7 protein-coding genes and 1 tRNA gene are annotated in these 14,415 nt (G+C 53.5%); 2 read left to right on the top strand and 6 right to left on the bottom strand.

The annotated features are described in order from the left end of the window. Window positions 1–9: 9 nt before the first annotated feature. Complete coding sequence (locus AAC086_RS07610; protein WP_339777231.1) at window positions 10–1,566, bottom strand: hypothetical protein; 1,557 nt, start codon at window positions 1,564–1,566, stop codon at window positions 10–12. Window positions 1,567–1,897: 331 nt separating this feature from the next. Here AAC086_RS07610 and AAC086_RS07615 point away from each other — a divergent pair, with 331 nt between their 5' ends. After that, complete coding sequence (locus AAC086_RS07615; protein ID WP_339777234.1) at window positions 1,898–2,620, top strand: Bax inhibitor-1/YccA family protein; 723 nt, start codon at window positions 1,898–1,900, stop codon at window positions 2,618–2,620. 103 nt (window positions 2,621–2,723) lie between these two features. Here the strand turns inward: AAC086_RS07615 and AAC086_RS07620 are convergent, their stop codons facing one another. From AAC086_RS07620 to AAC086_RS07630, 3 genes are all read right to left on the bottom strand, one after another. Next, a complete protein-coding gene (locus AAC086_RS07620; RefSeq protein WP_339777237.1) occupies window positions 2,724–4,217 on the bottom strand; it encodes a hypothetical protein in 1,494 nt (497 codons plus the stop codon). 144 nt (window positions 4,218–4,361) lie between these two features. After that, window positions 4,362–5,255, bottom strand: a complete 894-nt coding sequence (htpX, locus tag AAC086_RS07625; protein WP_339777238.1) for a zinc metalloprotease HtpX — start codon at window positions 5,253–5,255, stop codon at window positions 4,362–4,364. Window positions 5,256–5,459: 204 nt separating this feature from the next. Next, complete coding sequence (locus tag AAC086_RS07630; protein WP_339777241.1) at window positions 5,460–10,295, bottom strand: NAD-glutamate dehydrogenase; 4,836 nt, start codon at window positions 10,293–10,295, stop codon at window positions 5,460–5,462. Window positions 10,296–10,669: 374 nt separating this feature from the next. Here AAC086_RS07630 and fabI point away from each other — a divergent pair, with 374 nt between their 5' ends. Continuing rightward, complete coding sequence (gene fabI / locus AAC086_RS07635) at window positions 10,670–11,428, top strand: enoyl-ACP reductase FabI (RefSeq protein ID WP_339777244.1); 759 nt, start codon at window positions 10,670–10,672, stop codon at window positions 11,426–11,428. Window positions 11,429–11,634: 206 nt separating this feature from the next. On the opposite strand, the gene AAC086_RS07640 is transcribed toward fabI, so the two are convergent. Together AAC086_RS07640 and AAC086_RS07645 are read right to left on the bottom strand one after the other, a co-directional pair. Continuing rightward, window positions 11,635–13,812, bottom strand: a complete 2,178-nt coding sequence (locus AAC086_RS07640) for an EAL domain-containing protein (protein WP_339777247.1) — start codon at window positions 13,810–13,812, stop codon at window positions 11,635–11,637. A 380-nt stretch (window positions 13,813–14,192) separates the two neighbouring features. Continuing rightward, a tRNA-Gly gene (locus AAC086_RS07645) sits at window positions 14,193–14,267 on the bottom strand. Window positions 14,268–14,415 lie beyond the last annotated feature (148 nt).

A 14,415-nucleotide genomic window follows, 5' to 3' on the forward strand; every position in this document is an offset into this window, starting at 1 on the left:
AAATGGCACTCAGTTTACCGGCGCCAATACAAAGGTAAAATTCGAGGCCTGCCCGGCATCGCTGCGCGCGGTGTTATGGCATCCCAAACACGTTCCGGTTTCCTGATGCTGGATAAAACTTTCCAGCGCCACATTGCTTAAAAACCGGGGCACTTCCCCCACGCCAAAGGGCACACCACCGCCATTGCCGATCCATTGTGTGCCCACCAGAAAATAATTGGCCCACACACTGCCTGCCAGGGCCTGATGCCAGTGGTCATTGGTTTTTTGTGTGCCTTCAAAAACACGCCAGCAACGCACAATTTGCGGCCGTGCAATTGCCTGCCCGGCCCGGTCCACCGCATAGGGTGGCTGTTGCGCCCACATTGCCCGCCCGGCAAATTCCTTATTTGTGACATCGTCCCCAGGCATGGCCGGGATGGGCAACAGGCTTTCGCCCCCTCCGGCCATCTCTGAAATCCCTGCCATCATCCCTGCCGGATCAAAAAGATTAAATCGTTGCGATTTAGCAACGTCATCATCCGTCATCATTGCCAGCGGGGCGGCGTCCTGCCCGCCTGGTGCGGCACAGCCATCCGCGAACAGTTTTTTAGCAATAAAGCTGTTGGGTCGCCGTGCATTTCCAGCCAACGGAGCATTGGCAACATGTTCAAATGTTGACCAGATCCAACGATCCCCATTGCCACTGGCAACCCGTTGCACCAGATGCATCCCGATCAAGCCAACCACCGCATCCCGGCAAAAAGGCTTGCCTGACAGGCTATCGCGGGCGGGCACAAACAAATGGGCGCGGCGGGTCAGAAACCGGGCAGGGTCATCCTTTGGGGTCAGCACCCGCCAGGCAAATTTCAACAATGTCGCACCGGGGCCAATCATATGTGCCCCTTTGGTATTCGTGGCAGAAACGCCGCCACTACCCCCTTTTGTGCCAGTTACATACCCGTGCAGAGGAAACGAAATTTCCGGCCCCAGATTGGCCCGGTTGGCACGACCTGCAAATGTTGCCAGATGGTTATCGCGAATATAATCGGCGGCAACATCGTTCAGCCGGGTTTCGTACAAAACATAATTCCCCGCCTGATCAACCAGCACATCACCGGTCGCCTGGCGAAAGGCATATAATAATAATGAATCACGGGTTTGTTGAGATGCCGCCTGCATGTCGCCGCCGCAAATTGATTCCGCTTGGGCAAAGGCCCCCGTGCTGCCATCCCTGTCATCGCCGCTAATCAGTTGATCGCGGATCACAAGTTGCTGCCATCGGGGCACCGTCGCTGTGTTGTCGGGATCAAAGGTCTGCGCATAGGGCACAGGGTGCCCGTTTTCTGCCATCGGCCAGGTCATGGCGATAAAGGCTTGCCACGAAAACCGGTCAAACGGTCGTTGAGATTCGGGACCCACGAAACGATAAATGAAATTGGCATCAAATTCGGTAACATCGATGGGGAGAATCGGGCAAGGCTGCGCGCCCAAAGCCGGATCGGCGCAAAAATCGCCCAAGGATTGATCACTTTGTTTTGATAGAGAAACGTTCACCTGGGCACGCGCAACAGGCGACAAGATCATAAAATTGCCAAATATGATTCCTGCGGCAATAACCGCCATGCCATGAGATCGCCCTTTAGTTTGAAAAATTCTTTTTATTTTCAATCCCATAAAGAAAATCTCCTGATCCGCGAAAATCATCGAATTCCACCGCGACGCCAACCAAAAAGAGAATTTCGACGCCAGATTTATAGTGCCACATTTTTATTTGTGAACAAAATCACAACCCATTGCTGCCCGATGCGCGTGAAAAGCCTGCAATCGTTGCTTTTCGGTCAAATCCTGCCATATTTTGAACAGTGTAAGATTGTATGAACAATCCTGCTCAAACTGGATCATATGAGGGAATTCAATGGCTTTCGAAACGCAACGACGCGGCTATTCTGTCTCGGCTGGCCAGTCGGCGGCCGATATTGATGCCGGTCTTCGGACCTATATGCTGCGCGTCTATAACTACATGGCGTCTGCGCTGGCTTTGACTGGTATCGTCGCATTGGCAGCATCAAGCAGCCCTGCTTTCATGCAGGCTGTGTTCGGTTCAGGCTTGTCCTGGATCGTTATGCTGGCACCGTTTGCGCTGGTCTTGGTTCTTAGCTTTGGCATTCACAAAATGAGCATGCCTGCCGCACAGGCCGTGTTCTGGGCCTATGCCGCATTGATGGGGCTGTCGCTGTCATCAATTTTCCTGGTTTATACCGGTGAAAGCATTGCCCGTACCTTCTTCATTACAGCCGGGACTTTTGGTGCCATGAGCCTTTATGGCTACACCACCAAAAAAGATCTGGCTGGTTGGGGCAGTTTCCTGTTCATGGGGCTGATCGGCCTGATCATTGCCAGCGTGGTAAATATCTTCCTTGGCAGCACCATGTTGCAGTTTGTTATTTCGGCGGCTGGTGTGCTGATCTTTACCGGTTTGACCGCGTATGACACCCAGCGCATCAAGGAAAGCTACTGGGAACACGATGATGCCACGACCGCAGGAAAAAAGGCCATCTTTGGTGCCCTGCAGCTGTATCTTGACTTCATCAACCTGTTCATCATGTTGCTGCGCTTTTTCGGTAGTTCGCGCAACTAACAGGGCTGGCATTCTGTGCGGTCTGGCCCAATATTGTTTCAGGCCGCATCATTGCCATAAAAACCAGCACCCCCGTAGCAACCGCTGCGGGGGTGTTTTGTGATCAGGCCTTTACCGGTTGTTGCAAAGATTTAACCGGGGCCGCGTCACCGTCGCTGCCAAGTAACTCGGCGATCTGGGCATCAATTCGCATTTGTCCGCCCATTGCCGTGCGCGCGGCCGAACGGGCACCAGCTTGTTCCAGATTTTGCTGGGCCTGTATAAAATTCATTTTGGCCGTACGTAAAATGCCAACATCGCCATCGTCCCGCCCCTGCATTGCCTGCACCGTTGCCAGCGCGAACATGGCCCGCCCCCACAAATACAAATTTTCCGTGCGCGAACACACCTTTAACGTTGCCTGAAAAAACGGAAGGATGCTGTCATATAACAGCCCGGTTCCCGCCAGTTCGCCGTGCGCGATCAAGGCATCGCCAAGGTGATAGGCCGTCAGGGCATATAGCACGGGATATGCTTTGCGATCATTATCACTCAACGCGTGCCGCAAATGATGCAAGGCCTCGGCGGCAAGATCGGGGTTTTGTGCTTCCCGTGCGCAGACACAGCAGGCCTCGCCCAAACGAAGCTGACAAATGATCTTGGCAACACGGGCACCGGCAACATATTCAAACCGGTGATACAACAAGCGCCATATTTCTACCGCCAACATCGACACCCGACTGGCGGCACTGCCCAGCGCCGCCCAGTTCAGCAAATGACCATAAAGGGCCAGCAGGGCAATCTGATCAGGCAATAGCGGCTCACGGCTATTGGCACCAGCGACCGGAATCATCCGTGCCAGACCGTCGCGGTCCACATTTTTATCAATTCCAAAACAGCTGGCAACCATGGGTTCCAGGGCATCCGAAGCAAGCTGGCACCAACCACGATGACCATTTTCAGCCAACGCCAAAGCAGCCGTCGCAAAGCAGAAGACAATCCCGTCCCCGCATTCGCCAATCACATCGCGATTAAGGATGCGGTCTTGCTGATTTTCCAGTGATTTGGCCAGTTCGCTAAGCCGTTCGATACGCTGAACCGGGTCATCGGCGCGATACAGGTTTTCAGTTTGTAACAACAACCCGATCGACTGGGTGAAATCTTCGGCCAGAGGCAAGGTAAAACGATATTGTTGCGCCAGAAACAGCGCGTGTGGGGCAAAGGCAACCTGTTTGCTGACAAACCGCATATCCAATCGCGATTTGTCGGACGCAACGGCCCCCCACAAAAGAACCGTGCAATTTTGCCGTAACGCGGCATTCCACGCGAGATTCTGCGCATCATGTACAGCAAGAAACGGATCAACAGCATCCGCACTGATGATGATATTTTGCGAAATGCTGGAAAATTCATACCGGCTAAAATCAGCCAGGCGGTCTTTTATCGTCGTGGCAATGTCCTGCCCGTCGCTGCCAAAACCGGCAATACCGCAAATGCAACTCTGCCCGCCAGCAGAGCCTGTTAAATATTCTGCCGGCGCATTAGAGGCAGTCCTGCCCCCGGCAACGCCCAAAATCGACTTGAATACCAGTCCGAGTATGGACCATAAACCGCCCATCCCCTGTCCCTTTCCGGCCAAAGAATTTGCACATAACAAAAGCCGCCCTTTATTGCGGTATCATCAAATGCAAATGCGCGACCGTCAATTATTGGTGACATATTCATCACCCATACTGAAGAATAGATAATGGCCGTATAAGCGTTACCCCCAGGGCCGTTTACGGGGTCGGTTTGGCGAAACGGTTACCCCGGCCATTGCGCGCAACTTGGCAATACGATTTTCCATCGCCGGATGCGTGGCAAACAACCTGTCCATCCCCTTGCCCGACAACGGATTCGCAATATACATATGCGCGGTTGCCGGGTTGCGTTCGGCATCGAGATTGGGCACCGCATGCACACCGCGGTCTAACCGCCCCAAGGCATCGGCCAACCACAAAGGCTGGCCGCAAATTTCTGCCCCGATCCGGTCGGCTTCATATTCGCGGGTTCGTGAAATCGCCATTTGCACCAGCGCTGCCCCCATCGGGGCCAGAATAGCAACCAATATCATGCCAAAACCACCCAACGGATTGTTGTTGTTTTGGCGGTGGCCGCCAAAAATTCCGGCAAACATGGCAAAGTTTGCCAATGCCGAAATCGCCCCGGCCAGGGTCGCCGTAATGGTCATTGTCAGGGTATCGCGGTTTTTAATGTGGGCCAGTTCGTGGGCCATCACCCCGGCGATTTCATTGGCACTTAAAAATTGCAACAACCCGGTGGTCGCCGCAACCGCCGCATGTTCGGGGTTGCGCCCGGTGGCAAAGGCATTGGGTTGCGGATTTTCGACGATATAAACCTTGGGCATCGGCAAATCGGCCCGCCGGGCCAGTTGGCGCACAATGCCGACCAGTTCGGGGGCCGTATTTTCATCCACCTGCCGGGCATGGCGCATCCGCAGCACCATGCTGTCAGAATTCCAATAGGCAAAAACATTCATGCCTCCGGCGAATAACAGGGCAATGATCATGCCTTGTTGCCCGCCAATCATCATGCCGACCACACCAAAAAGGGCTGTGATCCCTGCGAGCAGCAATCCGGTCCGAACATAATTCATCCTGGTCTTCCTCTTTGGGGTCTTCTCGGCCAAAAGATAGGGTATTTTACGCACCGCACAAGCCAGTACCGCATCGATTGTGACGAAGGTCGCAGGCCGCCCCAAAACGCCGCCAAAAGTCTGCTTTGAGACAACCATAAAAAAACGGGGGCGACCCTTGCCGCCCCCGCATTGTGCTTTCGCAACGTTTCTAAAATCGCTGGCTTATCCGCCGATCAGGGCTCGGACCTGGCGGTTGGCAACCGTAATCATGGCAAGATCGATCTGGCCGGCCGCATGCAATTCTTCGATCAACTGATCGCAACGTTGCGTGCCGCGCTGATGGGCCGCAACCCATTGTTCGACCGCATCCGCACCGATCATACCGTTCTTGTCTTCGGCCAGCACCACACGGGTCAATTCGCGCTGATGACCAAACAGATCATCAATCGCAGCATTCCGTGCCAGTTTTTGCCAATGGGTTTCGGCCTCCACTGTTTCAGCCGCAGCCCGCAAAACACCCAGTTGGAAACGAGATCCGACGGCAAAATACGTCGCCCCGACATCCAACACATCCCGGTCCGAACCTTCGGCAATCCGCACGATGTCACATACGGCCACCATTTGCGGCATTGCCGCCACCCGCTTGGCCAGATCTTCGGGCACACCCTGTTTTTTAAGGTGATCGACCCGTTGTTTCAAACCGGTACGAATGGCGGCATCGCCCGGAATAATCTGGTCAAACGCCTCAATCACGCGCATGACCTGCGGGCGGAACCGTTCGATCTTGGACCCGACATTCAATTCCTCGCAATTGCGCAGGAACCACAATGTCACGTCTTCCACCATCTTGCCGACATCCTTGAACATTTCGGTCTGCACATGGGCCGCAACGACATTGTCCAGGGTTTCGATCCCCGCCCAGATATCGCGCAGGCCAAATACCGCCCGCGAAATCAGATATCCGCGTGAAACATCCACGGCTGAAAAACCGGTGGCTTCCATCATATCGTGAACAAACGTTCCACCAAGACGGTTAACCAGGCTGTTAATACCGACAGTCGCAATAATTTCACGCCGCAAACGATGATGCGAAACCGCATCCGTATATTTCTTGCGCAAAGGTGTGGGGAAATAACGAACGAGTTCTTCGACCAGAATCGGGTCATCTGGCAGGTCGGAATGCAGCACTTCGTCATACAGCCACAATTTGGCATACGGCATCAGCACCGAAATTTCAGGCCGGGTCAGACCTTCGCGGGCATTGAACCGCCGGGTGATTTCTTCTTCATCGGGCAAAAATTCAATTTCACGATTAAGGCGGCCTTCCCGTTCCAGCATGCGGATCAGGCGGACATGGGCATCCAGGGCCTCGCCGCCCCCCGCAAAGATGTTGGAAATGGCCTGGCTTTGCACATAATTGTCGCGCTGAACCAGTTCACCAACTTCCTCGGTCATGTCTTCAAGCAGCTTGTTGCGCTGCTTTTCCGTCATGTCACCATTGGCAACGACTTCGCCCAGCAAGATCTTGATATTGACCTCGTGGTCCGAGCAATTCACCCCGCCGGCATTGTCGATGGCGTCCGTATTGATCCGGCCACCGGCCTTGGCATATTCAATGCGCCCGCGCTGGGTGCAGCCAAGATTGGCCCCTTCGCCAACAACTTTGGCCCGAATATCGCCGCCATTGATGCGAATGGCATCATTGGCGCGGTCACCGGCATCGGCGTTGCTTTCGCTGCCCGCCTTGATATAGGTGCCAATACCGCCAAACCACAGCAATTCAACATCGATTTTCAGGATGGCTTTCATCATGTCGGCCGGTGTGACCTTGCCATTGCCCAAATGCAACAATTTGCGCACTTCGGCTGACGGGTCCAGGGTTTTGGCCCGACGATCAAAAATGCCCCCGCCATTCGAAAGCAGCTTTTTGTCGTAATCGGCCCAGTTGGACCGCGGCAAATCAAACAGGCGTTTGCGTTCAGCAAAGCCGGTAGCCGGGTTCGGATCGGGATCGACAAAAATATGCAGGTGATTAAAGGCGGCAACCAGCTTGATTTGTTCCGAGAGCAACATGCCATTGCCAAACACATCACCCGACATATCGCCAACACCGGCAACGGTGAAGGGTTCCTTCTGAATGTCCTTGCCGATTTCGCGGAAATGCCGTTTGACCGATTCCCACGCCCCACGGGCGGTAATGCCCATTTTTTTATGATCGTAGCCCTGCGATCCGCCCGAGGCAAAGGCATCATCAAGCCAGAAGCCGTAATCACGGGCGACACCATTGGCGATATCGGAAAATGTCGCCGTGCCCTTGTCGGCTGCGACCACCAGATAGGGATCGTCTTCATCAAGACGACGGACCCGTTCCGGGGCGACAACCGTACCGGTGACAATATTGTCGGTAATATCAAGCAGGCCGCGCATCAGGGTTTTGTAACAGGCGATCCCTTCTTCCAAAAAAGCCTCGCGCGAGGCATCAACCGGCGGACGTTTGACCACAAAGCCGCCCTTTGACCCCACCGGCACGATCACCGCGTTTTTCACCATCTGCGCCTTGACCAGACCCAGAATTTCAGTGCGGAAGTCTTCCTGGCGGTCCGACCAGCGAATGCCGCCACGCGCCACCGGGCCACCGCGCAAATGCACCGCTTCGACGCGGGGCGAATAGACAAACACTTCGCGCCACGGACGCGGCAGTGGCAAATCCTCGACCTCGGCCGAATTAAACTTGATCGACAGGTAAGGTTTGGGGTTGCCGTCTGCACCAACCTGGAAATAGTTGGTCCGCAGGCTTGATTGCACCAGATTAAGGAAGGCCCGCAAGATGCGGTCTTCATCGGGGTTCATCACATCATCAAGGCGCGACATGATGTCGCCTTCGATGGCTTCTATTTCGGCTTCCAGCCCCGGATCGCGATCCGGATCAAAGTAGGCTTTGAACAGTTCAACCAAAGCCGTGGCCAGGGAAGAATTATTCGCCAGCGTTTTTGCCAGATAATCCTGCGAGAAGGCCGATCCGGTCTGGCGCATATAACGGGCGTAGCTGCGCAAAACGACAACTTCACGCCAATCTAGCCCACCCAGCAAGACCAGCCGGTTAAAGGCATCGTTTTCCACTTCGCCGTGCCACATGCGCACGAACAGTTCCTGGAACTTGTTGCGGACTTCATGCAGGGTGAACTGGCCATCGACAATCACGCCGAAATCATGAATACGCACACCGACAGAACCGTCACGCGGGGTCACCGCAAACGGATTTTCGGTAATCACCTTCAACCCCATATTTTCAAGCATCGGCAACACATCAGACAAAGGCACCGGTGCCGCAGGGTTATAGATTTTAAAGCGCAGTTCGTTTTCAGCCGCTTCGATCGGCCGATACAGATTGACGCGCAAATCGTTCGAATTCAGCACATCTTCGAAACGCTCAATATCAAGAACTGCCGTTTCCACTGAAAAACGGTCCTGATAGTCGGTGGCAAAGGAATCACCATAACGCCGATACAGCGTCAGCCCTTTTTCTTCGCCCATTTCACGCACCAGAACCTGACGCATGGTATCGTTCCAGTCGCGCGCCGCTTCGACCAGGCGTTTTTCAATGTCCTGGACGTCATATTCCGGCAATTCGCCCGGTGTCGTGCGGACCAACACATGCAAGCGTGCCAGTGGCGAATCGCCGATCTGGGTGTAATGGGCCGATACCGTGCCATTAAAGGCTTCTTCTACCACCCGCTGGAAATTCATGCGCAACTTGGTGGTGAAACGGTCGCGCGGGCAGAAAATCTGGCAGGAAACGAACCGTTCAAAGGCATCACGGCGCACAAACAGGGCAATGCGCTGGCGTTCCTGCAAATGCAGAATACCCATGCAGATGTGATAAAGATCATCAAGTTCGATCTGGAAAAGTTCATCACGCGGGAAAGTTTCCAGAATATTGGCCAGCGCCTTGCCATCATGGCTATTGGGAGGGAAACCGGCACGTTTGATGGTTTCAGCCAGTTTCATCCGCAATAGCGGGATCAGTTTCGGGTTGAGGTTATAAGCACCCGATGTAAACAGGCCAACAAACAGATGCTGGCCAATGACCTTGCCCGTCGCATCAAACTGTTTGACGACAACCGTATCAAAATGCACGGCGCGGTGAACCGTCGATTGCTTGTTGGCCTTGGTCACCATCAAAAGGTTTGGTTTGGTAACAAAATCCTGCACTTCAGGCGATAATTTGCCCAATTGGCGCAATTCATCAAAGATATGCGTTCCTTCACGGCGAAGGACACCAAGCTGGCTGTCAGTATTGACATCAACCTTGGCTTTTTTACCTTCGCCGCTAAACCTGTATTCCCGATAGCCCAAGATGGTGAAATGGTCGTTATAAAGCCAGTCCAGAAAATCGCGGGTTTCCTGAACCGCGTCTTCTGAAATGCCCTCTGGCGCCTGTTCAATCTGGGAAAGAACTTCCTTTACCCGTGACATCATGGGCTGCCAGTCCTGCACCGCAAGGGCAACGTCGGTCAGAACATCTTCAAGGCGGCTATGGATCGCCTGAAGGGTTTTTTCGTCTGTCTGCTCGTCGATTTCGACATGCATGACAGACTCACGCGGCGCATCAGACTCGTCAACACCGCTAACAGACTGCAAAACATTGTTTTCGTCGCGCGCCACGCGAATAATCGGATGGATCACCAGATGAACGGTGGCATCAAAAGCGTTCAGCGCGGAGGTTACCGAGTCTACCAGAAACGGCATATCCACATTGATCATCTCGATCACGGTATGATCGGACTTCCAGCCATGTTCTTCCAGATCAGGATTATAAACCCGAATTTTGGCGGCATTATCGACCGGACGCTTCCGGGCGAATTTATAAAGCGTTAATGCCGCACCATAGAGGGCATCCACAGACCGCCCTGCCATATCATCGGGCGGAACGTTCTTATAAAAAAGGCGAACGAATGCTTCTGCATCCTTCGCCCCATCTCCTGCAAGCCGCAGGTGGATTTGCTCGACAACTTTATCAATGACTTCCCGTTTCGGGTCGTCGGTTCGGGCTTTCATGTCGTATTTCCCTTTTTGTCGGTTTTGTTTGCCAAAACCGCCTGTACCAGCCTTTGCGACGGGTACCATACACCTCGGATTATCACTTTAATTTGGGACGCTGGCAGCGCCGCTATGGGAAAGAAAAACACATAAAACGCTGCCTTTATCCACTCTTACACATAGCTTATCACCTGCCCAAAAACTACGTCTGGAATGTAAAAAATTTGATTTCTCAATCGGTTCGGATATGGCCCCTTGTATAGGTCATACAGTCGATGTCACTTAACTTTACTGTTTGCTGCATCGCAAAACGGGTTAGACTTTCTTTTGAAACGATCTTTTTAAACACTCTCGCAATTGCAACGTAATTTTAAACCCAAAGGGATATCGGAATGCTGGCAGGGAAAAAAGGATTGGTGATTGGCATCGCCAACGACAAATCCATCGCCTATGGCTGCGCACAGGCTTTTCGGCGCGACGGTGCCGAGCTTGCGGTAACCTATTTAAATACCAAAGCGGAAAAATATGTTCGTCCACTGGCGGAAAATGTCGATGCGTCAATCATTGCACCGTTTGATGTTTGCGACGAGGCACAGGCCGATGCCCTGTTTGACGAGATCACAAGGAAATGGGGCAAGCTGGATTTCGTCCTGCATTGCATTGCCTTTGCCCCTGCCGATGATTTGCATGGCCGGGTGGTTGATTGCTCGCGCGAAGGCTTTCTCACCGCAATGGACATTTCCTGCCATTCGTTTCAGCGCATTGCCAAACGGGCTGAACCCCTGATGGCCGATGGCGGCGCTCTTTTGACCGTCAGCTATATGGGGTCGGAACGGGTGATTGATCATTATGGCATCATGGGGCCGGTAAAAGCCGCCCTTGAAGCCGCAACACGCTACATGGCGGCCGAACTGGGCCCGCAAAATATTCGCGTGCATGCCATTTCACCCGGTCCGCTGTTAACCCGTGCATCATCGGGCATTGCCGAATTTGATAACCTGATGACCCAGGCCCGCGATCGCGCGCCTGAACATCGCCTGGTCACGATTGATGAAATTGGCGATCTGGCCTCGTTTTTGGCCAGTGACCGATCCCGCGCCATTACCGGGGATGTCATCCATATTGATGGCGGCTATCACATCATGGGATAACACTGGCAATGGTCGCCTTGCTACTCGCCGCAAACGGCATCATGGCAGCCCCTGTTCATCTGATGCATTGATCGCGATAACGCTGACCGGCAGGACAACAGGGTCCCGCCGGTCAGCGTTACGGCTTTATGGCTGAAAAGGTCAATGATCAGGCAAGATTCAAGGTTGCGACCTGGGACTATCGCCGCATCCCGGGCATGGGCCTGTTAATCAGCAATTTGCCGGTGGTTTTGATTGCGCAATGCCTGATGGTGATTTTCTGTCGCAATCAGGTCGTCAACCTGTTCAACAGGCAGAGCTTCGGAGAAATAGAACCCCTGAAGCGCATCACAGCCAATATCGCGCAGGAATTCAACCTGCCGGGCATTTTCGACCCCTTCGGCCGTTGTCAAAAGCGAAGTCGCCTGGGCCAGTTCCACAATGGCGCGCACCATTGCTTTATCGCTGTCTGACTGATCAAAGCCATGTATAAAGATTTTATCGATCTTGATCCGGTCAACGTCAATCTGGGTTAAGCGGGCCAACGATGAAAAACCGGTACCAAAGTCATCCAGGGCAACCCGAACCCCCATCTTGCGGATGGCTTTGAGGTTTTCTTCGCACGCGCCGGTGGTCAACACTGCCGTTTCAGTAACTTCAAGCTCCAGCCTTTCGGGTGCCAACCCGGTTGATGCCAGCAATGCAGCCAGTTTTCCGGCATAGTCGACATCTTGCAGCTCGAGGATTGACACATTGACCGCAACGGTATGTGCAGGCCATTGCGCCGCAGCCTGGCAGGACTTTTGCAAAACATGCTGCCCCAGATCACGCATGAGCCCGGCCTCTTCGGCCACCGGAATAAAAAACTCCGGCGAGATCCAGCCGCGTGCCGGGTGTTGCCAGCGCAGCAGTGCCTCAAACCCGATTAACGTTCCTTGCTTAAGGTTATAAACCGGCTGGTAATGCACCTTGATCTGATCAAACGAGACCATTGCCTCGCGCAGTTCGGTTTCAACCCGGTGGCGATTGCGCAACAACGCATCCATCTCGAGTGCAAAACCGGCAAAGTCGTTACGACCATTCATTTTCGCATGATACAGCGCCACATCCGCCTTGCGCATCAGGTCGTCGCGATCATGCCCGTGGTCAGGGGCAAAGGCGTAACCAACGCTCAGCCCGACAAAAAGCTGGTGCCCTTCGATGTTAAATGGCATCCGGGCCAGTTCAATCAAACGACGACAAAAACGTTCAACATCGTCGCACTGGCGAATGCCGGTCAGCATCAGGGTAAATTCATCACCGCCCAACCGGGCGACGGCATCACGCGCGCGCGACAGCGAAACAAGGCGCTGGCCGAACTCATAAATCAGTTTGTCGCCCAACGGATGCCCAAACGACTCATTAATCTGTTTGAACCCGTTCAGGTCCAGAAACAGTAATGCAATACCCAGCCCTGAAGACGGGTCCAGCCGGGCCAGTTCTACATCTACACGCTGGTTAAAGTTCGCCCGGTTCGGCAGGCCGGTAAGGGCATCATGCATCACCATATGACGCATTTTCGCCTCGGTGGCCGCCTGGCTGGTCATACGACGGTGCATCAGCGACATAAAGACAAAAACGGCGACAACCAAACCGCAAAAGACGAACACCAGCATCGGCGAAATATAGGCCATGACCGTCGACCCGGGACGGTATGGCTGCCAGATGAAATATCCAATCGTGCGTTTGTCGTGGGTGACCATCGGATAAACGCGTTCATTCCCAACCGCATCCCTGACGGTCGAAAACCGCAAATGATCAAACAGGTATTTATGATCCAGTTCGGCCAGATATCCCGGTCCATCAAGATATTGAACGGCAACGTGTAAAAATTCTTTGCCGGGCACCTGCGAAATATCACCTGTGTCACTGACAATCGCCTTAACACTGACAACCGCGGGATGCCCGCCCACCATATCAAGGGCTGTTTCACCCGGCGTTCGCATTTTAACCACTTTAGGGCCGTCACCGGCCCGTAAACGGGCCCGCAATTTATGAACCAGCGGATATAAAACGTCGCCAAAAGCAGGGGCGATATGCGCCTGCAATCCGGTTCGCGCGTGAAAGGCCAGCATCGGCACGTCCCGGGGATCAAGAACATAAAGTTCATCAAACCCGTAATATTCGTGCATCCACGATCCCAGATTGTCATTCAACCAGTTGGTATTCCACGACAACGCCGCCCGAACCGATTCGTCACGCACGGTCATGCTTTCCTGCTCGTAAGGAACATCACGCAAGGTTTCCGCCTGCGTCTGATCAAGCAGATAAAACTGGCGCGCCGTTGCCACCCGGTTGGTTTCCATGGTGGCCCAATACACCAGAAAAAACGCAGAAACCCCGACAAGCAGCACCAGCAGCGTCACTGGCAACGTCCGCGTGAATAAAAAATTACGGCTCGAAATGGCGCATATCCTTGGCTCGTAACTCATAATGCAACACCGCCCCGGACCGGCTTGGGGCAAAAACAGGAATTACCATAAAACCGACAAGCCAAATATACAACCGGATAGGAAAAAATCATCCTTCAGTATTAAGGACATGACAGAATCCACAACCGGAGGATGGTTCCCAGTCGATACGAGCCAGTCAAACGGATATGTCAAACGGTAAAAAAAGCCCCTCATTCGCCGTTATCATAATCATCGCTGAAAAGGCAATGGAACTTATATGACAGCCTTATCCGGCCCCCCGACCGACAAAAACAAAAGGCCGCCCCGAAGGACGGCCTTTAGAACTTTCATTATGGAGCGGGCGAAGAGATTCGAACTCTCGACCCTAACCTTGGCAAGGTTATGCTCTACCCCTGAGCTACGCCCGCATTCATCAGTCTGTTTGTGTTCCCCTTGGGGAGCGGCGCGGATAATAGCCCAAGAATGAGTGATTGCAACACCTTTTTTGATAAAATTGTCACATCGTAAAAAATGGCGGTTTTCCAACAGTTTTTATTGGTTTTCTGCGCCCGGCTA

This window comes from uncultured Thalassospira sp. (assembly GCF_963976115.1).
In the GTDB taxonomy this organism is placed as follows: domain Bacteria; phylum Pseudomonadota; class Alphaproteobacteria; order Rhodospirillales; family Thalassospiraceae; genus Thalassospira.